General features: G+C 37.3%; 20 protein-coding genes. 7 read left to right on the top strand and 13 right to left on the bottom strand.

Going from position 1 to position 24,209, the window contains the following annotated elements:
- The first annotated feature begins 24 nt into the window (after positions 1–24).
- On the top strand, positions 25–339 hold the full coding sequence (locus OOA_RS05005; RefSeq protein ID WP_008911043.1) for a BON domain-containing protein: 315 nt from the start codon (positions 25–27) through the stop codon (positions 337–339).
- 472 nt (positions 340–811) lie between these two features.
- Here the strand turns inward: OOA_RS05005 and ompW are convergent, their stop codons facing one another.
- On the bottom strand, positions 812–1,450 hold the full coding sequence (ompW, locus tag OOA_RS05000; protein WP_008911042.1) for an outer membrane protein OmpW: 639 nt from the start codon (positions 1,448–1,450) through the stop codon (positions 812–814).
- A 766-nt stretch (positions 1,451–2,216) separates the two neighbouring features.
- Here ompW and OOA_RS04995 point away from each other — a divergent pair.
- Positions 2,217–2,969: a YciC family protein gene (locus OOA_RS04995; RefSeq protein ID WP_008911041.1), complete on the top strand. Its 753-nt coding sequence runs from the start codon at positions 2,217–2,219 to the stop codon at positions 2,967–2,969.
- Between the two features lie 153 nt (positions 2,970–3,122).
- Here the strand turns inward: OOA_RS04995 and OOA_RS04990 are convergent, their stop codons facing one another.
- Entirely contained in the window at positions 3,123–4,844 is a 1,722-nt protein-coding gene (locus OOA_RS04990; protein ID WP_040690811.1) for a SulP family inorganic anion transporter, read from the bottom strand.
- Positions 4,845–5,068: 224 nt separating this feature from the next.
- On the opposite strand from OOA_RS04990, the gene OOA_RS04985 reads away from it, so the two are divergent.
- The gene (locus OOA_RS04985; RefSeq protein WP_008911039.1) at positions 5,069–5,641 is read left to right on the top strand and encodes a septation protein A; all 573 of its coding nucleotides are present in this window, start codon (positions 5,069–5,071) and stop codon (positions 5,639–5,641) included.
- 80 nt (positions 5,642–5,721) lie between these two features.
- Here OOA_RS04985 and OOA_RS04980 read toward each other — a convergent pair whose 3' ends face one another.
- The gene (locus OOA_RS04980) at positions 5,722–5,916 is read right to left on the bottom strand and encodes a YqaE/Pmp3 family membrane protein (protein WP_008911038.1); all 195 of its coding nucleotides are present in this window, start codon (positions 5,914–5,916) and stop codon (positions 5,722–5,724) included.
- A gap of 529 nt (positions 5,917–6,445) precedes the next feature.
- Here OOA_RS04980 and yciA point away from each other — a divergent pair.
- Positions 6,446–6,862, top strand: coding sequence for an acyl-CoA thioester hydrolase YciA (gene yciA / locus OOA_RS04975; RefSeq protein ID WP_008911037.1), 417 nt, complete (start codon positions 6,446–6,448; stop codon positions 6,860–6,862).
- Positions 6,863–6,962: 100 nt separating this feature from the next.
- Here yciA and OOA_RS04970 read toward each other — a convergent pair whose 3' ends face one another.
- Positions 6,963–7,703 carry a TonB family protein gene (locus tag OOA_RS04970; RefSeq protein WP_008911036.1) on the bottom strand — a complete coding sequence of 247 codons (741 nt, stop codon included), beginning with the start codon at positions 7,701–7,703 and terminating at the stop codon, positions 6,963–6,965.
- Positions 7,704–7,819: 116 nt separating this feature from the next.
- Positions 7,820–8,002 carry a YciY family protein gene (locus OOA_RS04965; protein ID WP_008911035.1) on the bottom strand — a complete coding sequence of 61 codons (183 nt, stop codon included), beginning with the start codon at positions 8,000–8,002 and terminating at the stop codon, positions 7,820–7,822.
- 300 nt (positions 8,003–8,302) lie between these two features.
- Here OOA_RS04965 and cls point away from each other — a divergent pair, with 300 nt between their 5' ends.
- The gene (cls, locus tag OOA_RS04960; protein ID WP_008911034.1) at positions 8,303–9,763 is read left to right on the top strand and encodes a cardiolipin synthase; all 1,461 of its coding nucleotides are present in this window, start codon (positions 8,303–8,305) and stop codon (positions 9,761–9,763) included.
- 23 nt (positions 9,764–9,786) lie between these two features.
- Entirely contained in the window at positions 9,787–10,119 is a 333-nt protein-coding gene (locus tag OOA_RS04955) for an HI1450 family dsDNA-mimic protein (RefSeq protein WP_008911033.1), read from the top strand.
- Positions 10,120–10,199: 80 nt separating this feature from the next.
- Here OOA_RS04955 and oppF read toward each other — a convergent pair whose 3' ends face one another.
- The 7 genes from oppF to OOA_RS04920 form a co-directional block, all read right to left on the bottom strand.
- A complete protein-coding gene (gene oppF / locus OOA_RS04950) occupies positions 10,200–11,201 on the bottom strand; it encodes a murein tripeptide/oligopeptide ABC transporter ATP binding protein OppF (RefSeq protein ID WP_008911032.1) in 1,002 nt (333 codons plus the stop codon).
- Positions 11,198–12,187, bottom strand: coding sequence for an ABC transporter ATP-binding protein (oppD, locus tag OOA_RS04945; RefSeq protein WP_008911031.1), 990 nt, complete (start codon positions 12,185–12,187; stop codon positions 11,198–11,200). Before oppD ends, oppF begins: the two co-directional genes overlap by 4 nt.
- Before the next feature lie 11 nt (positions 12,188–12,198).
- Complete coding sequence (oppC, locus tag OOA_RS04940) at positions 12,199–13,107, bottom strand: oligopeptide ABC transporter permease OppC (RefSeq protein WP_008911030.1); 909 nt, start codon at positions 13,105–13,107, stop codon at positions 12,199–12,201.
- A 15-nt stretch (positions 13,108–13,122) separates the two neighbouring features.
- Complete coding sequence (oppB, locus tag OOA_RS04935) at positions 13,123–14,043, bottom strand: oligopeptide ABC transporter permease OppB (protein WP_008911029.1); 921 nt, start codon at positions 14,041–14,043, stop codon at positions 13,123–13,125.
- A 493-nt stretch (positions 14,044–14,536) separates the two neighbouring features.
- Entirely contained in the window at positions 14,537–16,177 is a 1,641-nt protein-coding gene (oppA, locus tag OOA_RS04930; RefSeq protein WP_008911028.1) for an oligopeptide ABC transporter substrate-binding protein OppA, read from the bottom strand.
- A 225-nt stretch (positions 16,178–16,402) separates the two neighbouring features.
- Complete coding sequence (locus tag OOA_RS04925) at positions 16,403–18,016, bottom strand: ABC transporter substrate-binding protein (RefSeq protein WP_008911027.1); 1,614 nt, start codon at positions 18,014–18,016, stop codon at positions 16,403–16,405.
- 530 nt (positions 18,017–18,546) lie between these two features.
- Positions 18,547–19,191, bottom strand: a complete 645-nt coding sequence (locus tag OOA_RS04920) for a YchE family NAAT transporter (protein ID WP_008911026.1) — start codon at positions 19,189–19,191, stop codon at positions 18,547–18,549.
- Between the two features lie 422 nt (positions 19,192–19,613).
- Between OOA_RS04920 and adhE the strand changes: the two genes are divergently transcribed.
- The gene (gene adhE, locus OOA_RS04915) at positions 19,614–22,274 is read left to right on the top strand and encodes a bifunctional acetaldehyde-CoA/alcohol dehydrogenase (protein ID WP_008911025.1); all 2,661 of its coding nucleotides are present in this window, start codon (positions 19,614–19,616) and stop codon (positions 22,272–22,274) included.
- A gap of 1,185 nt (positions 22,275–23,459) precedes the next feature.
- On the opposite strand, the gene OOA_RS04910 is transcribed toward adhE, so the two are convergent.
- Positions 23,460–24,089, bottom strand: coding sequence for a thymidine kinase (locus tag OOA_RS04910; RefSeq protein ID WP_008911024.1), 630 nt, complete (start codon positions 24,087–24,089; stop codon positions 23,460–23,462).
- Positions 24,090–24,209 lie beyond the last annotated feature (120 nt).

The raw sequence follows: 24,209 nt of genomic DNA, 5'->3' as shown, positions 1-24,209 counted from the left end.
ATCTGAAATATTAGGAGAAAAAGGATGAAATTGTTCAAAACTATTAGTGTACTTTTTATGGCTATGTTTATGGCCTTATCTCTGGCTGCCTGCTCACCAACATCTAAAACAGAAGGAACAGGTGGCTATATTGATGACTCAGTAATTACAACTAAGGTAAAATCTGCTCTACTGGGTGAAAAGAATTTAAAATCGACACAAATAAGCGTTGAAACCTTCAAAGGTCGAGTTCAATTAAGTGGTTTCGTTAACTCTCGAGCAGATGCTAATAAAGCGATTGAAGCCACCAGAAAAGTTCAAGGTGTCCAATCCGTTATTGACTCTATGAAAATTCGCTAACATCTAATCAGCTCTCATTATAAATATCAGCTCATTATGGGCTGATATTTATATCCTAATTCTGACTAAATCCACGCTAATATATTTATATGTCACTCTAGACACTACATGCCATGATAAAAATATCACCATAATTATAATCAGTATTCTTGAAATATTTTATTATGAAATTAGTATTTTTATTTGAAATGGTCATGTTGATGTAGCCTTTCACAAATAATTAAAACATAACACGCTTTGTTAATTATTAAATACCATTTATCTAATTAAATTACCGCAACCAAAAAAAACAAACAAAATATTAACATAACATGCAACATCAAGACAATTTAGTTAATAAAAACACAACATCATTTAAAGTATATTTATCACCAACAAAAAAATCCAAGAATATATATTCTCGGATTTCCTACTGCTATTCCAATCCACCTAGCGTCAGGTATAAACCTGTTATGCATCCTGCAAAAATCGATTAGAAACGGTAACCAACACCAAACATAAATACGAATGGGTCGAGGCGTGTCTCCACTTTATGTTGCTCGCCACCGGCTTTAAATTTAACGTCAGTATTAATATCCATCCACCATAAAGAGGCGTTCAACATCCAGTTTTCAGTCAGCATATAGTCCATACCAGCTTGTGCTGCAAAGCCCCATGAACTTGATAAGTCTAAATCACTTAAACCAGAATTTTTGCCTGTATTATTGAATTTTTCATCAAAGAAGAAAGTGTAGTTAACACCTGCGCCTAAATAAGGGCGTAATTTGTCTTCTTTACTTCCAAAATAATATTGTGCCATCAATGTTGGTGGTAAATGTTTAACTGTCGCAATATTACCTGTACCTGGAGTTCCAACTTTATGTTCAAACGGAGTTGCGGCTAATAATTCCACACCAATATTATCTGTGACCATATAGCTAAATGTCAGACCTAACTGGGTATTATTATTAACATCAAAAGAGCCAGTACCAGGCAATACTTCGCTTGATCCTGCATTTGGGCGAACGGTTGCAGTACCTGCACGGAAAATAAAGTCGCCAGCTTCATGAGCAATTGCAGCAGCTGGCGCTAGAGTCGCAGCTGCTAAGACAAGCGCAGTGAGTTTTTTCATTATTAATCCCATTCCTGTATTTTATTTTGCATAAAATATACTGTTTAATTTTATTTAATGCTCAAATCAAGATCACATCTTTTAATAAAAATCACGTAATCTGATTAGGTTGGAATTATTATTTCATTTATAGACTTTTTATTTTTGATGCAGATCAATTTTTATCAGATATACATTAAATAAAAATTATTGTTATTCAGTTTATATTTTCAAGCATTAATAAGATATATTCAAAATGCATATTTAATGAAGTAACGTCTGAACTCCCCATGCTCAAATATTTCATCACGATGGTAAATCGTAAACAAAGCTCCTGTATCGCAACAATCTGATGGTCAAAGTCGTTTACATAATATGAGCCGTTTTGTTATACGATTGTATTAGATATAATTACCTTACCCATTGACACCCAAAATGAATGATAAAATTAGAAAGCATAATTTATCGAAATTGATAAAATCAATTTTAGCGTGACATGTCACTTTTTTATTTTTTTAGTTTTAAAACATAATGTTATTAAAAAAAACCAAGGGTAACATTAATATACAAATCATTGATTTCACTACTTGCTGCGACGTATGAACAATCACACTTAATCGCTTTCCCTACATTGTTATGATTAGCGCCTACAATAACCTTTGTGGAAGATAAGTTCTGAACTTTTTTGCTAACTACACGTCTTTTCTCATCTTTCTCTACCTATGCGCTACATACTCAGTTACAATCACGTGAAAATTTTGTCCAGCTTGTAGATAGGAGCATTTACATGTCCATTTCGGCCAACTCACTCATCCGTGATAGCATTAACTTTTTTAAAAATCAGTTGAGTGGCCTATCCACAATTATACTGTTAGCGACAGCAGTCAGTGTTGTTATTTACTCAATGATGATCCCAAATGCGCAGATGATTGGTGTTCTTTTTGACGCTCAAACCAAATTCATCGATGCAGGTAATTCAGGCTTACAAAATTGGGTGCAAGACCTTTCTGAAGAAGATAAAAGCAGCATCCTTCGAGTTTCACTCGGTCTTATTCTTTCAGTTACCTTTGGTAGTTTAATTCTGATTTGCGGTGTTTTATCGTATATTTCAGGGTTATCACGCGGCGAGGAGATGACTGGTACTCAAGCGTTATTAGCCTCTTTACCTAAAGCACTTTCAATGCTTCTGCTATTAGTAATCTGCTCGTTACTGGTTCAGCTAGGCATTACTATCATGGTGCTTCCAGGTGTTGTACTTGCCATCGGTTTTTCTTTAGCGCCTGCAATTCTTATAAGTGAAAATGTAAACCCGTTTAATGCGATGGGTAAAAGTTGGAAGATGTCTTATGCAAACTGGCGTCTGGCTCTGCCAATGGTATTAATTTGGATGGCAACACAAATGCTCGTCAGTTTAGTCGTGAGCAGTCTTAATCTAAATCATATTGTTACAAATGGCCTTTCTTTTTTAATTAACAACATTATTGCTGCGTTTGCATTACTCTATTTTTATCGCCTTTATATGCTGATTAAAAATCAGTAAGCAATCGCAGGGTTAATTAGGTTAAAACTAGACTGCACCCCAAACGTTAACAATAATAGCGAATTAAGGTGCAGTTTTTTATCGCTTAATCTTTGTTTTAAAACATTGCCTCTGATGGTAAACAAATAACTTAGTCAGTGTTCTCACCTATGTTTATGACTCGACGTTCTCGTCCACATCTTTCATTTTTATCTGTTGCTTACTTTGAATTAAACGAATAGCAAAATAAATATCAGGTACTACTAACAAATCATCATCAGAACGATTGATTTTATTCTTCTCAAGCCAACGATTTATCGACGTTCGACGCCCTGCTAAAACTAATGTCACGCCCTTCGCTTTCAATGCGGTCACTATATCATTCAATGATAAAAAAACACTAACATCGTTATGTGTGAAACTCACCGCAGCATCAACAATTACCCATGCCGGTCGTTTGGGTTGATTGTCTAAATGTTTGTTTAACCGCTCTTTAAAATAGTTCACATTGAAATAAGTCAGCGGGGAGTTAAAGCGATATATCAGTATCCCTTCAATTGGCTGAATTTCATTATCTTTTGAAATAGAATGTAACATTCCTTGGTCATCAACCCCTAAAAGCTGATCTGTTGGTCGGAAAATAACTCGAATAAACTGTAACAACCCCAGTAAAACAGCTAAACCAACGCCATTTATCAAGCCCGAAACAAGCACCGCACAGAGAGTGAAAATACACAGTGTAAAGGCTTCTTTATTACGTTTTCGCATCGAAAATATACTGCGAAAACTCAGTAATGACCATGTGGAAACGACTAATACCACGCCCAATGCTGGCATAGGGATGTAACCTAGTAAATTAACCGAAAAAAGTAAAACTGCTAAAATGGCCAGTGCCGCAACTATCGAGACCAACTGTGTTTTGCCCCCCATCATGTCATTGACGGCAGTACGGCTACTCGCCGCACTAACGGCAAAGCCTTGAGATAAGGCTGAGGCAATATTTGCCATTCCTAAGGCTCTAAGCTCCTGATCCGCATCAACAGAGTAACCATTTTTGCTCGCAAAACTTCTCGCTGTCATCATAAAACTCACAAAGCTAATCACGGCTAAGTTCAATGATGGCGTAATAAGATCACGCATTAGCCCAGGATTAAATTGTGGCATTGTAATAAACGGCAGCCCTTCCCCTAAATCGCCAACAATACTGATACCATACTTCTCTACATCAAAAACAACACTCACCATCGTTGCTAATACCATCGCAATTAGCAATGATGGCCACATGTTTCGCTTTTTTTTAATAATAATGATAATCGCCAAAGTCGCTACAGACATTAACAAAGTAGGAATATGTGTTTCGAGGAGTGCAATTGGGAAAGCAATTAAGCGCTCGATAAAATCACTCGGTAATGAGGAAATTCCAAATATTTTACCTAATTGGCTTAAAATTATGGTCAATGCAACACCATTTAATAAGCCCTGTAAAATAGGTCTTGATAAAAAATCGGCGAATGTTCCTAATCTAAATCGAGCGGCGATTAAGCACCACACTCCCGTCATTAAACTCATGACAATAATTAGCTGCCATCGAATGGTATCATCTCCCATTGCTAATGGACTGACAGCTGCGGCTATCACGGCACAAGTCGCTGCATCCGGTCCAATGATCAGCTGCTTAGATGTTCCAAATAAAGCATAAATGATCATAGGTAAAATGCATGCATATAATCCGATGATGGCGTTAATTCCCATTAGCTCCGCGTAAGCGATAGCAACCGGTAAAGCGACTGCCGCGACAGATAAACCCGCTTTGATATCCGGACCAAAGTCAGCCAAACGGTAATTAAATAACGTTTCTAAACCGGGCATCCAGACAAACAATCTTGCCTTTATCATTGTCAGAAAATTCTCTAAAAATTAGGAAGTTAAATTAATATGGTTATTATATATATGAAGTATCAAATATTTTCCATTACTAAAGCCAAATATAAGTAAAATAATGCAAATATGATTGGTAAACAGCGGTATTCTTGGTAAAAAGGAGCAAACTTTTAACAATTCTCACGAAAATCGGTTAAACTATGCCATTATTTTGATGCGAGGCTCGGGTACCCACTGTTATGAAACAACTTATTGATTTTATCCCTTTGGTGATTTTTTTTCTTGTCTATAAAACTTATGACATTTACTATGCCAGTGGCGCATTATTGGTCGCAACCCCGCTCGCGTTACTCGCGACTTATCTCGTTTATAAAAAAGTTGAAAAAATCGCTAAAATCACTTGTATTATCGTGATGGTTTTCGCTTCATTAACGCTTATTTTCCATAGCGATGCCTTTATCAAATGGAAAGTTACCATTATTTATGCTTTGTTTGCTTTAGCATTACTGATCAGCCAATGGTTCACCAAAAAACCATTAATTCAACGAATGTTAGGCAGTAATCAAGAAATTAAACTTCCCGATAGTAACTGGATTAAACTGAATAGCGCATGGGCAATCTTTTTTATTCTTTGCGCTGCATTAAATATCTATATCGCATTTTGGTTGTCTCTTGATACATGGATGAACTTTAAAGTGTTCGGTTTAACCGCTGGGACATTAATATTCACCGTTCTTAGTGTTGTCTATATTTATAAAAATATGTCTAAAGAAGAACACTCAGAAGAAGAAAATCATAAGCCTCAGCAATAAATTATAGTCAATAAAGAACCTGCAAGTTGAAATATCCAATATTATGGAACCATTTCAAAATGCAGGTTTTTTTATTTTGTTTAATATCGTTTGCCAAATGCTTGTTCGATCTTCTTATCTGTATTGTATTGAGATAGCGCATATACAGACCAAATCGCCGCGGGGATCCACCCAATCAAGGTAACTTGTAAAATAAGGCAGATAATCCCAGCAAATGGGCGGCCGATAGTAAAAAATTGCAACCAAGGTAGTAGAATTGCCAATATTAATCTCATATCGTCCCTCCTGAATTCACAACAAAAAAACACAAAACACGTTTTTATTGTAGACAAATAAAATTAATTATTAAATATAAAAAACACTTCTTGCCATTTCTTTGCGTTTTTATAGCCTTGATATGCCCTAAATAATTCAAATTATAGCTAAAAAGTAAAGCAATAAAGCGCTAGTGACTGTTGGTCTTTGTTATTTGTTTTTATTGCATTAACTGATTGAAATGGCAGTAATATAATGATGTTAAGTATTTAGGTGATTAAAAAACATCACAGCAACTTCAAGCTAAAAATCAAAAATGCCCTTCTTATTCGATTAAACATGATTTTTTGCCGTATTGAGTCGTTCTTGCCTTACTTTTTACCTTAGGTAAGGATGTTTAATTCAAATAAAGATTGACCTTCAAAGATCAACAGCCTCTAGGAAAACTGATAACTAAAGTTGGCTCATGATTCATCGTGACTAAAACTGGGGTTATAGTTTATGATTAACGTTAGTTGAACATTTCTATATTTTAATAAAGAGTTTGATATGCAATTACCAAACGGCGAATTAGTTTTACGTACATTAGCAATGCCTGCTGATACTAATGCAAATGGTGATATTTTTGGCGGTTGGTTAATGTCTCAAATGGATATTGGCGGTGCCATTTTAGCGAAAGAAATTGCTCTTGGTCGTGTTGTGACCATTGCTGTGAATGGTATTAAGTTTCAAAAACCCGTTGCTGTTGGTGATGTCGTCTGCTGCTATGCACGTTGTTTAAAGACAGGTAAAAGCTCTATCACCATTAACATTGAGGTCTGGGTTAAAAAAGTTGCAACAGAGCCAGTTGGTCAGCGTTATCAAGCAACTGATGCTGTTTTTACCTATGTTGCTGTCAATGATGACAATACACCACGAGAATTGCCTAAAGAAAAACAGCAATTCAAATTAGAGAGCTCTGAATAGCTTTCACCTTAAGATTATTTTCTAACATAAATATCCCCTCATAATTTTTTGATTCATTATGAGGGGATATTATTTTCAATATGAATAAAAAGATGGTGATTTAAACTTGGCTCACAGTGCCATCAATTTTAAAATAGATTTCTGTTACATAGCCTTTTGCAGGCAATTTTTCGAACGTCCATCGATTCATTGCGCGTTTGACATCACGTTCAAACAAACCTTTTGGGGATGCTTCAACAAATTCAATATTTGTCACTCGGCCATCTTCATCAATGTCATAACGCACCTTAACATAGCCGTCTTTGCCTAAACGCCTTGCACGTTCCGGATAAGAAGGCGCTTGCTTACGAATTGCTTGAGGCCCGCGCTTGCTAGTTGACTCACTACTAGTAGCACCATTATTTTTAGCTGTAACATTAGTATTCGATTTTGCAGGTGCCGCATTTAAATCAGATAACGGTTTCAAATCACTATCATTTTTCGCTAATTTTTTCTCAACAGGCTTAGCATCTTTTTTGATTTCACGTTTTTCTTCTTTTTTAGGCGTTGGCTTTTTCTTTACTTCAGGTTTCTTTTCAGGCAAAGCAATTACAGGCTCAACAACAGGTTCTGGCTCGACAATCGGTTCCGGCTCTGGTTCCGGCTCTGGTTGTGGAGCAGGCTCGGACTGAGCCGTAACAGGCTCTGTTGCAGGCTGCTCCGATTCAAATGCTATCATTGCAACCGTCATAGGCTCCGCAACGGGTGTCATTTTCGGTTGATTAAAAATCCATGCCATAGCAAGACCTGCATGAATAGACAATGAAAGAATAATAATAAGAGGCCAACGAATCCAACGCATATGAATTTTCTACCCTACGACGATAAACCTAAAGAATATGATCACTAGTTTAAATGCAAATAGCAATCATATTCAATAACGTTTGTCCTTCAATGTGAAAATTGTGAAATTTATCCTCAATTTCCCCAGTCATTCCATTGAGTAAATAACAGTGAACGACGGCATTTGTAGATATCAAATTTTCTTATTGAGTAGATACGCATATTGCGTCTTGAATGCCCTTCAAGCCAACGGCGACGGCGACGCAGTGATTGTCTTAACATACGCCAGCGACCAACTTCATGCCTACTACGTCTCATTCTTATCCCTTTTCTTTCTTGAGTAATGAAATTGGCTGAATATTATAAACCTTTACTTGTCTGAGCCAAGAATTACCTTTCAATTAGTTTAATTATTAGAATGACAACTAAAGTAATTTCAAAATAAAACTATCAATATAATGAATTGTTTTTTCGTGATTAATCTATAACATCTAACAAAGTTTTTGATATGAAACTTGGCTAAATTCAATTAAGTTTAGTCTCGAGTTTTATTTAGTCGGGTCTATTTCATTTTTTGACCACTTTTACGCCCCCATGTTTATGAGGTATGTAATCCATATGGCAACAGTTTATACATTATTGAGCTGGTTATTTTTTTTCTTGTACTGGCTAGTGATTGCGGGAGTTACCGTTCGAATTCTGGTCAAACGTAGACCTGTTACCTCTGCCATGACATGGTTACTAATCATTTATATCCTGCCATTAGTCGGAATTATCGCCTATATCGCCTTTGGTGAGCTTCATCTGGGCAAACGACGTGTTGATAAGGCTCAACAAATGTGGCCTTCTGTGGCTACTTGGCTCGAAAATTTACGCCATTCAAAACACATCTTTACCAAAGAGCATAGTCGTGTTGCTGAGCCACTGTTCCAACTTTGTGAAAAACGTCAAGGTATTGCGGGGGTTAAAGGTAACCGTATACAGCTAATGACCACATGTGAAGAGTCACTTAAATCTATTGTTAATGATATCAATAATGCGCAGCATTCAATTGAGATGGTATTTTATATCTGGCAAACAGGTGGTTTAGTTGATGGCGTTACTGAAGCGTTACTCAATGCCGCTAAACGGGGTGTTAAATGCCGTATCATGGTCGATTCTGCTGGTAGCTGGCATTTCTTTCGCAGTGATTATCCCAAAAAAATGCGAGCCGCTGGGATCGAATTTGTTGAATCATTGAAAGTTAACCTCATGCGTTTTTTCTTACGTCGAATGGATTTACGCCAACATCGTAAGATGGTCATCATCGATAATTATATTTCCTACACTGGCAGTATGAATATGGTCGATCCTCGCTACTTTAAACAGGATGCTGGGTTTGGTGAATGGGTAGACATCTTAGTTCGTATGGAAGGCCCAGTTAGTACTACATTAGGTATTGTTTATGCATTTGACTGGGAGATGGAAACCGGGCAACGTATTCTGCCGCCACCACCTGACACTAATATAATGCCATTTGAGCAAGCAAACGGGCACACAACCCAAGTCATTGCCTCAGGTCCTGGTTTCCCTGATGAGTTGATTCAACAGTCATTAATGACGGCAATTTTCTCTGCGCGCAAGCAATTGATCATGACAACACCTTATTTTGTCCCAAGTGATGATTTGCTACATGCCATCTGTACCGCCGCTATGCGTGGTGTTGATGTAAGTATTGTTATGCCAAGGCTCAATAACTCTTTTCTGGTTCGCTGGGCAAGTCGTTCGTTTTATACTGAATTACTTGAAGCAGGCGTTAAAATTTATCAGTTTGAAGATGGCTTATTGCATACCAAAAGTGTCTTAGTTGATGGTGAATTAAGCCTTGTTGGCTCAGTCAATTTAGATATGCGTAGTTTATGGTTGAACTTTGAAATCACGGTTGTCATTGATGATAAAAACTTTGGTAGTGATCTGACAATTGTGCAGTATGATTATATCGCTCGTTCTACCCGCCTTGAACTCGAGGAGTGGGAACAACGACCATTCTGGAATCGAGTTATTGAACGCCTTTGCTACTTTTTTAGCCCATTACTGTAATTTTGAAAACTTTAGGAACTGTCATGACTAAGCCACAATTTACCGCACTTATCGATGAAGATGAAATCATTGAAATAGCCTATGACCTTTTCCTAGAAAATGCGATGGACAATTTAGAGCCGGCTGATCAGGTTCTTTTTGCTCTGCAATTTGAAGAATCCGGTGCCGCTGAGATTATACCGTTAACATCCCATTGGCACAGTGTTATCCAGCCAGAGTTCAATTTAAACAATTTTAGTGAAGTTATTATTGGCTTAGCACAATCTGAAGAAGATGAAATAAATGATATTTTTGCAAGAATATTGATTAGCCGTGATCCAACACAGCCTTTTAATCATATATTGTGGAAACGTTAATTCAATTTCCATAGCTGCTAACGGTGCTTAAAGTTACTAATAAAGCGGGCGAAATAGTTTCGCCCGCTTTATGTTCATATTTAGAGTGGATCCGCTTTTAAACAAGATACTGCATGTTTGAAACTCCCTTCCAATAGCGGTTTAGTTTTAGCGCAACCTTCATCTGCTAATGGACAACGAGTTCTAAATACACATCCTGATGGCGGATTTATTGGCGAAGGTAATTCACCTTCCAATAATTGAATCGATTTACTTTTCTCTTTGTCAGGATCAGGTACAGGGACTGCTGACATTAAGGCTTTAGTGTAAGGGTGAATTGGATTGTTATATACCTCATCATAAGTGCCCAATTCAACAGCATGCCCCAAATACATCACTAATACACGGTCTGAAATATGTTTCACCACCGCCAAGTCATGGGCAATAAAGATCAGTGATAATCCCATTTCTCGTTGTAGCTCTTGCAATAAGTTAACAACCTGAGCTTGAATTGATACATCCAATGCTGAAACAGGTTCATCACAAATGACTAATTTAGGCTCTAGAATTAATGCTCTTGCAATTCCAATACGCTGACATTGCCCTCCAGAAAATTCATGTGGATACCGATTTACCAAGTTTGGTAATAACCCAACCCGTTTCATTATTTTACGGACTTTGTCTGTCACTTCTGATTGAGGCATTTTCGGGTTATAGGTTTTTAATGGCTCAGCAATAATATCACCGATAGTCATTCTCGGATTGAGCGATGCCAAAGGGTCTTGGAAGATCATTTGAATATCGCTACGTATTTCACGCCACTGCTTATCATTTAATCCTAAAAGATCGCGCCCTAACCAGCTAACTGTTCCCCCCGTTGATTTCACTAAGCCAATAATAGCGCGGGCAAAGGTTGATTTTCCGCAGCCAGACTCACCGACGACTCCCAGAGTTTCACCTTCATAAAGCCGTAATGTTACCCCATCGACCGCTTTTAAACTTTTGTCGGGTTGCCAAAACCACTGTTTTTTATCTCTAATCGAAAAATGAACTTTTAAATCATTCACTTCGAGCAGAATTGGCCTATTTTCTTGTTGGCTCATACCAATTCCTCCACTGGTTTAAAGCAGGCTCGTAAACGATTAGTTGAAAATGCAGTCAATGCTGGCTCTTGTTCAACACATTGTTGATTAGCATATTGGCAGCGCGGTGAGAACGGGCAACCTTTCGGTAATCGTAATAGATTAGGTGGATTTCCCGGTATGGTCATTAGACTTTCATTATCACCATCTAATCTAGGTACCGCAGCGAGTAAACCTAATGAATATGGGTGTGAGGGATGATAAAAAATATCACGGGCAGTACCATATTCCATGGTTCTCCCTGCATACATGACTAATACTTTATCGCAAACACCCGCAACGACACCTAAGTCATGAGTGATTAAAATGATAGCCGTGTTAAATTCTTTTTTCAGTTCATTCAGTAGTGTCATGATTTGCGCTTGTACCGTCACGTCCAGCGCAGTGGTAGGTTCATCAGCAATAAGTAACTTAGGCTGACATAATAATGCCATCGCTATCATGACACGTTGGCGCATCCCACCGGAAAATTCATGGGGATACATGTTCATTCGATTACGTGACTCAGGCATTTTAACCGCATCGAGCATACGAACTGACTCCTCAAATGCTTGTTGCTTTCCCATACCTTTGTGCAGCATTAATACTTCAGATAATTGAATGCCAATCTTTAAATAAGGGTTAAGCGAGGTCATTGGATCTTGAAAGATAATAGAAATTTCTTCCGCCCTCATTTTATTTAACGCTTTCTCTTTTAAGTTTAAAATTTCACGTCCATTAAAAATGGCTGAACCGCCAATTTTGCCATTACGGGCTAAGAGGCCCATTAGAGCAAATGCAGTTTGTGATTTGCCTGAACCAGATTCACCCACAATACCTAGAGTTTCTCCTGAATGTAATTCAAAATTTAGCTTATTAACTGCCGTTACATCGCCATCAGGCGTAGAAAAGTTAACATCTAAATTTTTTACGCTTAATAGAGGAGTTGATGATTTCGTTTCTGACATAATAGTTTCCTCTAGCGATCTTTCGGGTCGAGGGCATCACGCAAACCATCGCCGATAAAGTTAAAACAAAAAAGCGTCACAACAAGAAAGCCTGCTGGGATCAATAATAACCACGGGGTAACTTCCATCGAATTTGCACCATCACTTAATAAGGCTCCCCAGCTACTTAGTGGCTCTTGTGTACCTAACCCTAAAAAGCTTAAAAAGGATTCAAATAAGATCATGCTTGGTACTAACAAAGAAGCATAAACCACAACGACACCCAATACGTTAGGTACAATATGACGCAAAATAATATTACGTGTACTGACACCGGAAACTAATGCCGCCTCTATAAACTCTTTTCGCTTAAGCCCCAATGTTTGCCCACGAACAATACGTGCCATATCAAGCCAAGAAACCATGCCGATCGCCACAAAAATCAATAAAATATTAGTACCAAAAAGAGTTACTAATAAGATCACAAAAAACATGAAAGGAAATGAGTTCAATATCTCCAATAAGCGCATCATGATGGAGTCAATTTTTCCACCTACATAGCCAGCTAAAGAACCATATAGTGTACCAACAATCACAGCAACCAAAGCCGCTGCAACCCCCACCATCAAAGAAATACGACCACCAATTGCGACCCTCACCAGTAAATCACGCCCCGAAGCATCAGTACCGAAATAATGGCCGCTTGCCATATCAGGCGCCATAGACATCATCTCCCAATCGGTATCATCATATAAAAATGGCGATAACATCGGTGCAAAGATAACAAATAGTGTAATAAGGCATAGGACACATAGACTGAAAATAGCGGCTCGGTTATGCATAAAACGACGACGAGCATCTTGCCATAAGCTACGCCCTTCAATATCTAATTGCTCAGAAAGTTTTTCCAGAGCTTCACTATTCTTTTGATTCAATAACATAGTGCACCCTCCGGATTAATAGCGAATTTTAGGATCAATAACGGCATATAACACATCGACAATCGCATTGAAGGCAATGGTTAATACTCCAACTAAAATGGTCAAGCTAAGTACCAATGAATAATCACGATTAAGAGCACCATTAACAAATAATTGGCCAATTCCTGGTAAACCAAAGATAGTTTCAACAACCATTGAGCCGGTAATAATTCCAACAAAGGCGGGTCCCATATATGAAAGGACTGGAAGTAATGCAGGTTTTAAGGCGTGGCGAAAAATAATAGTACGCAATGGCAAACCTTTAGCTCTTGCAGTACGAATAAAATTAGAGTGCATAATTTCAATCATTGAACCACGAGTGATACGCGAAATACTGGCAATATATGCAAGAGATAATGCGACCATCGGTAAGATCATATGTGTAAGATTACCCCCATCCCAACCTCCACCGGGCAGCCATTTCAATTGAATGGCAAAAATAAGTACCAACAGTGGAGCAACAACAAAGCTTGGGATAACAACCCCCGTCATGGCGAATCCCATGACTGTAAAATCCCATTTAGTGTTTTGGTTAAGGGCCGCAATTACCCCAGCGGAGACACCAAAGAAAACGGCAACAATAAACGCTGTTGCGCCTAGTTTTGCAGAAACAGGAAATGCTTTTTCAACTAACTCATTAACACTGTAGTCTTTATATTTAAATGACGGTCCAAAGTCCCCTTTAGACAACTGTACCAAGTAGCTAAAATATTGCTGATACATCGGGTCATTTAAGTGATATTTCGCTTCAATATTCGCCATGACTTCAGGTGGTAACTTACGCTCCCCAGTAAATGGGCTACCAGGCGCTAAACGCATCATAAAAAATGAAATGGTAATAAGAATAAAAAGTGTTGGAATCGCTTCGAGTAAACGACGCAAAATAAATTTTAACATTGCTCTTTCCTACTTCAGTTGCTTAGTCAAACCAATAATCATGACATTACCTAAGGGTCATTGATTCTTTGAAGGTCAGTTTTTATTCGAATTAAAAGTTTCTTAAGTAAGCCGAATGGTTCGTCACCTAGTTGACTAGGTAAGAGCCACTCAACATAGCAAAAATCACGTTTAATCGAACCTGAAAAACAATTTGCCTTTGCAATTTGGGTTTTCAGTGATGATTTTTAATCACCTAAATACGTCACGTCATTGTATTGCTGTTATTCTGACCACTGAGTACAGTCAAAATAAGCAGCAAAGCTCAACAACCTCTAGCTTCATAAAGCCGAATTACGGTTACTAACAAGGCGAGAAAATCGTGATTTCCATCACCTTAAATTATCAGCCGAAAATCAATAAATTGATTTTTTATTATTACAAGCTTTCAGGACCGTCAACCAACCTATTACGTTTGCCAACGGCCTGAATTCAACTCAATAGAGTAGGATTATTAGTGTTTAATAATATAAAGGTCTTTAGTATGAAGATTGTCGAGCGGATCTTTGCCCGTATATCCACCCACATATGGCTTAACTAAACGTGTGTTTACATAGTAGTAAAGAGGAACCAGAGCAGAATCTTTATCTAATTGCCTTTCCGCTTGGTTATAAAGCTCAGCACGTTCTTCATCTGTTTTCACTTGCAATGTTTTCTTCATTGCAGCATCGAAATCTTTGTTTTTATAGTGAACGGTATTATTGCTGCTATAAGAAAGTAACATATTAAGGAAGGAGGATGGCTCGTTATAATCAGCACACCAACCCGCACGAGAAATGTCATATGCGCCTTGATGTCGACTATCTAAGAATGTTTTCCATTCTTGATTTTCTAGCTTAACTTCAGCACCAATGTTTTTCTTCCAAATTGATGAAGCGGCAATGGCAATACGCTTATGTAAATCTGATGTGTTGTACAACAAATTAAATTTGAGTGGATTTGACTTATTATAACCCGCTTCTTCAAGCAACTGTTTCGCTCGCTCATTACGCTGATCTTGCGTCATATTAGCGTACCAGTCAGGTTTTTCCGTTTTAATTCCGTCCGTAAAGGGAGGAGTGAAACCATAAGCCGGAATATCACCTTGATCTTTCACTTTGTAGGTAATGACGTCTCTATCCATTGATAGTTTCAACGCTTCTCTAACTCGCGGATCATTAAATGGTGGTTTTTCATTATTAATTTCATAGTAATAAATACAGAGATATGGGCTAACACGCAGTTCATCTGGCATGTTTTTTTGTAGTGATTTGAATTGCTCAATTGGCAAGTTACTATAAGTCATGTCAATTTCGCCACTGCGATAACGGTTCACATCCGTCACTTCAGATGAGATAGGTAAAAAAGTGACTTGATCAATCACCGTGTGCTCGTTATCCCAATAAGTTGGGCTACGTTCAAGAACAATACGTTCGTTCACTGTCCAATCTTTTAATTTAAATGCCCCATTACCAACAAAGTTTTGTGGTTGAGTCCATTTGGCGCCAAATTTTTCGATCGTTTTTTTATTAACTGGCGACATCGAGGAGTGGATTAATAATTTAGGAATGTAAGGCACTGCTTCAGTAAGTTCAAGCACTAAAGTATGGTCATCTAGTGCTTTAACGCCTAACTCTTCAGGTTTTTTCTTGCCTGCAATAATCTCATCAACATTTTTAAGATGAGCATACTGCAGGTAACTTGCATAAGGAGATGCGGTATCGGGATCAACTAAACGTTGAAAGCTATACACGAAATCATTAGCAGTGACAGGGTCACCATTTGACCATTTAGCGCCCTCACGAATTTTGAATGTCCATTCTTTAAAGTCTTTATTATCCCAACTCACTGCTGAACCCGGTAGAATTTCTCCATTTGGTCCTACAATCGTTAATCCTTCAAATAAATCTCTCGCTAAAGACGATTCTGGAACACCTTCAATTTTATGCGGATCAAGGGATTGTGGTTCTGAGCCATTGTTACGTACGAGGGTTTGTTTTTCAGCAAGCTCAACACCTGCTGGCACTGTAGCAGCAAAGCTACTTGCCATTCCTGCGGTCATCAATCCAGCGGCTACGCTCAAAGCAACCATGGTTTTATTAATAGATTTACTCATTTTATGCTTTACTCCCATACTATATTTTATTGTTGTGTTGTTGGTTTTGATATTTATCTTCCATAGCTCAATTTGCTGTTTGCTATTTATACAGGTCACGTTAAAAAACCTAATAGCCTTATTTATCAAGGTTAATTTAGTCTTTATATCAGTAACTTTATTGGTTGCTTACATTTATCTTGGACTATTTCAGATAGATTCCTTGCAAGGTAAATTGTTTAAATATTATTTATTAGATTGTTTTATATATAACCGCTTGACATCAATATAATCAAGAGGGTCTTTGCCTTTAAAACTACCGACTGATGGATTTATGAGCCGAACACTAACTCGGTAGTAAACAGGAATAATGGCGGAATCGTGATCGAGTAGAAGCTCGGCTTGTTGATAAATTTGTTTACGTGTTACATCATCGGGTGCGATCAACGCTTTTTCTAATAAGGCATCAAACTGCAAATTATTGTAGAAACCTGTGTTATTGCTATTTTGTGACAACATGATATTTAAGAATGCAGAAGGTTCATTATAATCAGCGCACCACGTCGAACGGGCTACATCATAATTACCACTATGACGATTCTGTAGAGAGGTTTTCCATTCTTGATTTTGTAAACTGACTTCTGCCCCAATATTTTTTTTCCACATCGATGCGGCAACAACTGCTTGTTGTTTGTTTTGGTCAGAAGTGTTGTACAACAGCGAAAATTTAAGTGGGTTTGACGGGGTAAAACCAGCTTCAGCAAGAAGCTCTTTGGCACGTTGATAACGTTTTTCATCACTCCAACTAGCCCATTCAGGTGGCGAAAAATCACCATTATTGATAAACGTCGGCGTAAAACCATAAGCAACAATTTGCCCTTGCGCCATAATTTTGTCAGTAATTGTTTTTCTGTCTAAACCCAGTTTTAATGCTTCCCTAACTCTTGAATCGTTAAATGGTGGCTTATTATTATTAATTTCATAATAAAAAGTACATAAGTAAGGCCGAATATATAATTCATCAGGCCGCTCTGATTGCATTTTTTTGAATAAAATAGGTGGGATGGCTGAATTACTGATATTAATTTCACCGCTACGATAGCGGTTAACATCGCTGGTCTCTGAAGAGATTGATAAGAAAGTTGCTTGGTCTATTTTACTATTTTGATTGTCCCAATAATTAGGATTTCGCTTAAGCACAATTCGCTCGTTAACCACCCAATTATCCAATAGGTAAGCACCATTACCGACGAAATTATTTGGTTGAGTCCATTTATCTCCAAATTTTTCAATAGCCTGTCTATTTACAGGCTTCATTGCTGTATGATTCAGCATATCAATAAAATACGGAACGGGATGAGTTAACGTCACTTGTAAATGTTTATCATCAAGCGCTTTCACACCCAAAGATTCTACTGGCATCTCACCTTTTAGAATTGCTTGCGCATTTTCCATGTAAGCATTTTGGAGATAACTTGAATAAGGGGAACCCGTTTTAGGATCTGCAAGTCGTTGCCAACTGTATACAAAATCTTGCGCTGTTACAGGAGTACCATCACTCCAACGAGCATTGTCCCTTAACGTAAATATCCATGTGGTATATTTGTCATTAGTCCAGCTTTCAGCTACTCCGGGGGCAACTTTCCCATCAATATCTGAATAAATTAATCCTTCAAGAAGATTAAGAATAATATTGCTTTCTGGTATTCCTTCAACTTTATGAGGATCTAATGACACAACTTCACTGCCATTATTAATGGTAATAGATTGATTTATATCAGTTAATATTGGGTCCGCATTAGACTGTAATGCAATTAAAAAAATGGGTAGAACACACAAACCCGTTTTGACAAATTTCATCATTACCCTCCGTAGTACTTAACTTTGCGACTAAAAATTCAGTAACCTATTTGATTATCTAAACTGTAATAATTATTATGCATCCGAATCATTATCCTTATTAGATTATTTTTTTTAATTCGAAATTACCCATCACAATAAGCTACAAGTTATTAACCTTATTTATGGCTATCGTTGTACCTTGATTACCATAAAACTCAGGAAGGCAATCACTTGTTCGAGTTAAAAGAAGATTAACCTGCTATCTACCGTTTTCCTTATCAATATCGACTTTAAACATATCATTAACATTACTTGAGTTAAATAGCGTAAAAATCTACTTAGCTCACAATTCCTTACTTTTTGTGTTTTATTTAACAAAAAATGCGAAATTATATTATAGATAATGAAAATTAATTGCTGTTCAAAATGTCAGCACATTAATTTATAAAACATGATTATATTGTGATTATTGATTACGTCATGTATGCGTGTAATAACCACCAGTAATGGCAGTTATTACACATTGATTAATCGACAGAAAGGAAATACTAGAGAAGACCTGGAAATATCGCTTTTACGCCAGTAACAATAAACTCGATACCTAATGACATAAGTAGTAGCCCCATAATACGCGTCACAACGTTAATACCAGTTTGGCCTAGGTAACGTACAAGTAATGATGCTGAGCGGAACAACAACCAACAACAAAAAGCAAATATAATACAAGTTAGCGCAAGCCCTAAAAAATTTTGCCAGCCGTTCCATCTTGATGACCAAACAATACAGGAGCTAATCGCCCCTGGCCCCGCCATAAGAGGCAATGCAAGAGGAACAACACCGATACTATCACGTACAGCTGTTTCTGATTTTTCTTGTTTATTTTGTTTATCTTCACCAATTTTTCCGCTAATCATCGACATTGCTATAGTCACTATCAAGATCCCTCCAGCAATACGGAATGAATCGATAGAGATACCAAACAACTGAAGGATTGAATCGCCTACTAATAGAGAAATACATAATATAATAGCCACAGAAGTATTCGCTATCGTGTTTGTTTTATTGCGCCCCGCACTACTTTGATAATTAGTCATACTAATAAACACAGGGAGAATTCCGACTGGGTTTACTAACGCAAAAAGGCCAATGAAAAACTTTATATAGCCTGATAAATCAAGTAATCCTGCACCCACTCATCAACACCTTTAGAAAGAGTCCCGTTAGAGAAAATTTTAAACCGCTAAAGTGTATCATTAACCCCAGAAAATACCTTGAGCTAACCTCAATTTTGTCATCATCGTTTTCTATCAAAATAAAGTTGTTATACGCAAACTGACATGCTGAAAGGTGTCAGCTTTGAGATTTTATGACATAGATCACATTAATTAACTTAAATAATGATAATCTAATCTTAACAAAAAAGTTGAGTTGTATTTAGGAAAGCTAGAGCTTCACATTAATAAAAGATTTTTAAGCCAATTAGCTGATTAACAACGTATAGTAATAATTATAATCTATAATTGTTTTCTTGGTCCTGTAACACTTATTTTTTATTTTTATTTGTATGAACTGCACATTGGCTTAAAAATTTTAACATTTATCAGGAGTGAACCCTATGTCAGTAACTAATGTTACCGAACTCAATGAACTCGTTGCTCGCGTCAAAAAAGCTCAGCGTGAATTCGCTAACTTTTCTCAAGAACAAGTTGACCGAATTTTCCGTGCGGCCGCACTTGCCGCAGCAGATGCTCGAATTCCTCTGGCTAAGCTTGCAGTTGAAGAATCCGGTATGGGTATTATCGAAGATAAAGTCATTAAAAATCACTTTGCTTCTGAATATATCTATAATGCCTATAAAGATGAAAAGACTTGTGGTGTACTTTCTGAAGATCTCACTTTTGGTACTATTACTATCGCAGAACCTATTGGTATTATTTGCGGTATAGTTCCAACAACTAACCCAACATCCACCGCTATTTTTAAATCGCTGATCAGCTTGAAAACTCGTAATGCGATTATATTTTCCCCACATCCGCGAGCTAAAGATGCAACCAATAAAGCCGCTGAAATCGTCTTAAAAGCAGCTATTGCAGCAGGAGCTCCTAAAGATATTATTGGCTGGATTGATGCACCTTCTGTTGAAATGTCCAATGCATTAATGCATCACGATGATATTAACCTGATCCTTGCAACGGGTGGCCCTGGTATGGTTAAGGCTGCTTATAGTTCAGGTAAACCAGCTATTGGAGTTGGTGCTGGTAATACTCCAGTCGTTATTGATGAAACAGCAGATATCAAACGCGCAGTTGCTTCAATATTAATGTCTAAAACATTCGATAACGGCGTAGTCTGTGCCTCTGAACAATCTGTTATTGTGGTTGATGAAATTTATACTCAAGTTCGCGAACGTTTTGCTAGCCATGGCGGCTATATTCTACAAGGTAAAGAATTAAAAGCAGTTCAAGATATTATTTTGAAAAATGGCAACCTAAATGCTGCTATTGTTGGTCAGGCTGCTTACAAAATTGCGGAAATGGCAGGCGTTAGTGTTCCTGAAACGACTAAAATTCTTATTGGCGAAGTAAAACTAATTGACGACTCTGAGCCGTTTGCTCATGAGAAACTTTCTCCAGTCCTTGCAATGTATCGCGCTAAAAACTTTGACGACGCCGTAGATAAAGCAGAGCAACTCGTTGAACTAGGCGGTATCGGTCACACTTCATGTTTATATACTGATCAAGATAACCAAACTGCACGCATTAACTATTTTGGCGCGAAAATGAAAACAGCGCGTATCTTGATTAATACGCCTGCCTCACAAGGCGGAATCGGTGACTTATATAACTTTAAGCTCGCGCCTTCTCTCACACTCGGTTGTGGTTCATGGGGTGGTAACTCTATCTCTGAAAACGTTGGACCAAAACACTTAATTAATACTAAGACTGTGGCGAAAAGAGCTGAAAATATGTTATGGCATAAACTTCCTAACTCAATTTATTTCCGTCGCGGTTGTCTTCCTATTGCACTTGAAGAAATTGCAACTGATGGCGCAAAACGTGCATTTATCGTAACTGATAGCTATTTATTCAATAATGGCTATGTAGAAAAAGTTGTCGAGGTTCTTAAACAACACCATATTGAAACAGATGTATTCTTTGAAGTTGAAGCTGACCCTACTTTGACTGTTGTTCGTAAAGGTGCGGCCCAAATGAACGCGTTCAAACCTGATGTTATTATCGCGTTAGGTGGTGGTTCACCGATGGATGCAGCAAAAATCATGTGGGTAATGTATGAGCACCCTGAAACCCATTTTGAAGAGCTAGCTCTGCGCTTTATGGATATTCGTAAACGTATTCACCGTTTCCCAAAAATGGGCGTGAAAGCAAAATTAGTCGCTATCACCACAACTTCAGGTACAGGTTCAGAAGTTACACCATTTGCTGTTGTAACTGATGATAAAACCGGTCAAAAGTACCCGTTAGCTGACTATGCATTAACACCAAATATGGCAATAGTTGATGCAAACCTCGTCATGAACATGCCTAAATCACTTACTGCTTTTGGTGGTCTTGATGCGGTAACTCATGCTTTGGAAGCCTATGTTTCTGTTCTTGCGAATGAATATTCTGATGGCCAAGCTTTACAGGCATTGAGCCTGTTAAAAGATTATCTGCCAGCAAGCTACCATGAAGGTGCTACCAACCCAGTAGCCAGAGAACGTGTCCATAATGCAGCAACAATTGCAGGTATCGCATTTGCAAACGCATTCTTAGGTGTATGTCACTCAATGGCTCATAAATTAGGCTCTGAATTCCACATCCCGCATGGCTTGGCAAACGCGCTGTTAATTAGCAATGTAATTCGTTATAACTCTAACGATAATCCAACTAAACAAACAGCATTTAGCCAATATGACCGCCCACAAGCTCGTCGTCGCTATGCTGAAATCGCGACTCATTTAGGCCTCACTAAACCAGATGATCGTACAGGTGCTAAAATTGAGAAGCTGTTAGCTTGGCTTGAAGAAATTAAAGCTGATTTAGGCATCCCTAAATCAATTCGAGAAGCTGGTGTTGCTGAAGCAGACTTCTTAGCTAAAGTTGATAAACTCTCTGAAGATGCGTTTGATGACCAATGTACAGGTGCAAACCCGCGTTACCCGTTAATCTCAGAGTTAAAAACGCTGTTACTTGATACTTATTATGGTCGTGAGTTTACAGAGCAAACAAACACGCCTGCGGCCCCTAAAGCTGAAAAGAAAAGTACAAAGAAATAATTATTTAACTAATTAGTAATATATAAGGCATTGAGTTAAACTTCAGTGCCTTATTTTTTAGCTCTCTCAGTGTAAATCCTCGTTGGATGAATACGATGAGAAACCACAACTAGCCCCATCACCTGTAGCACCAATACTCTCCTCAATTAAATTCGATGTGTGTTTAATAATAAGTGCTTTCACCTTCTTTCTGATACGTAAAAATTGCCCTATCATTCTATGAAGCAGTGAAAAGTTAGTCTTTTCAGCTTGTTTTTACTACATCAATTAATTTAAATGACTGCAATATAATGATGTGACGTATTTACCTGATTAAAAAATATCACTGTAAAACTAAAAAATGAACAAAAAGGATCCTTCGGATTCGATTAAAAACCACTTTTCACTGCATTTGGTGACTCTTGCATAATCTACTAGGAGGTTAACCAGACACCTTACTTATTTTACCTTACCTAATCATTTTTAATTCGAATGAAAATCGACCCTCAAAGCTCAATAATCCCAAGTAAATCTTCAAAGCATAGGAACATCATCTTAATCCAAAAGTACGCCTACATCGCCTATTTTAGTTGCTAGATATAATCTATAACTTAATGTTTAATCAGCTGTTCTTATTCAAAATAATCATAAGCATAAAATGTGTTCAACGTTCATAACCTAGACGAATTTCGAAATATTAAGTAAAAAATTAAAACCAAAAGTAGGCAGCGTTATCATTAATTAATAGATTGAGTAGAGAGCTGCAATTTTACACTAAGCGGTAATAGATAATGATAAAAAATATTTCTATATAGGATTATAGGCTGATATGCAGATAAGATAGTTATCAAAAGGCGTTAACAAATTTAGATAATACTATTTTAAAGAATCAACCTTTACAAAATTAACTCGTAAAGATTAATTAGGATGAGAAAATACGTAAAAACCGTACCGTTAACGAGCATATATATCGCTGAAATATTAAAACGCCAGATATAATATATCCAGCGTTTTAAATGCTTAAACTATCGTTCTTTAGTAGAACTATGCTTAGTTAAAAACTACTCTTTGTTAGTAAAACTGAGCATATCGGCGCATCTTTAATAGCGAAATAAAGAACAAATACACCCAAAAACATTCCCATTTATATAATGATTAACGATTTTCACTTTCTTTTTACACATATAATGAATCATTACATCTAAATTAGTTAAAACCAATAGGTACTTTAGGAATGAGACCTTGCCCCATTAATTTAGCTTGTTCGATTGCCTCAGTATAATGTTTACGACAAACTGATATATACTTCTCATTACCGCCTATATCGACCTGTGCGCCTTCATACATAGGAATACCATCGCTACCTACACGTAATACTTTATTCGCCTTACGGCCGCAGTAGCATACTGTCTTTAATTCTACTAATTTGTCAGCCCAAGCTAATAAATATTGGCTACCTGCAAACAATTCTCCAGAAAAGTCTGTTCTTAACCCATAACATAAAACGGGAATATCGACATTATCGACAATATCGCATAACTCTTCAACTTGCTGTTTTGTTAAGAATTGACACTCATCAATCAAGACGCAATGTACCTTTTGTATACTATTTTCGTTTTTAATGATTTCAGCCATATTTGTTATGGGCGTAAATAGTAGCGCTTGTGCAGATAACCCAATTCGAGATGAAACTTTACCCTGCGCAAAACGATTATCAATTTCAGCAGTAAAAATCAATGTTCGCATCCCTCTTTCATTATAGTTATAAGAAGATTGCAACAATGATGTCGATTTTCCTGCATTCATCGCAGAATAGTAAAAATATAGCTGGGCCATCAGCCTCTTTCCTCTAGAATAATAAACCTCATAATTTTACCATAAAACATACCATTAGATTAACAATCATCATTCGTTCACAGTTAAAAACTGATTTTACCCCCTCGTTTTTACGAATAA

The organism is Providencia burhodogranariea DSM 19968, assembly GCF_000314855.2.
In the GTDB taxonomy this organism is placed as follows: domain Bacteria; phylum Pseudomonadota; class Gammaproteobacteria; order Enterobacterales; family Enterobacteriaceae; genus Providencia; species Providencia burhodogranariea.
Note: the sequence above shows the minus strand (reverse complement) of the source record. Positions and strands in the feature narration are given on the sequence as shown.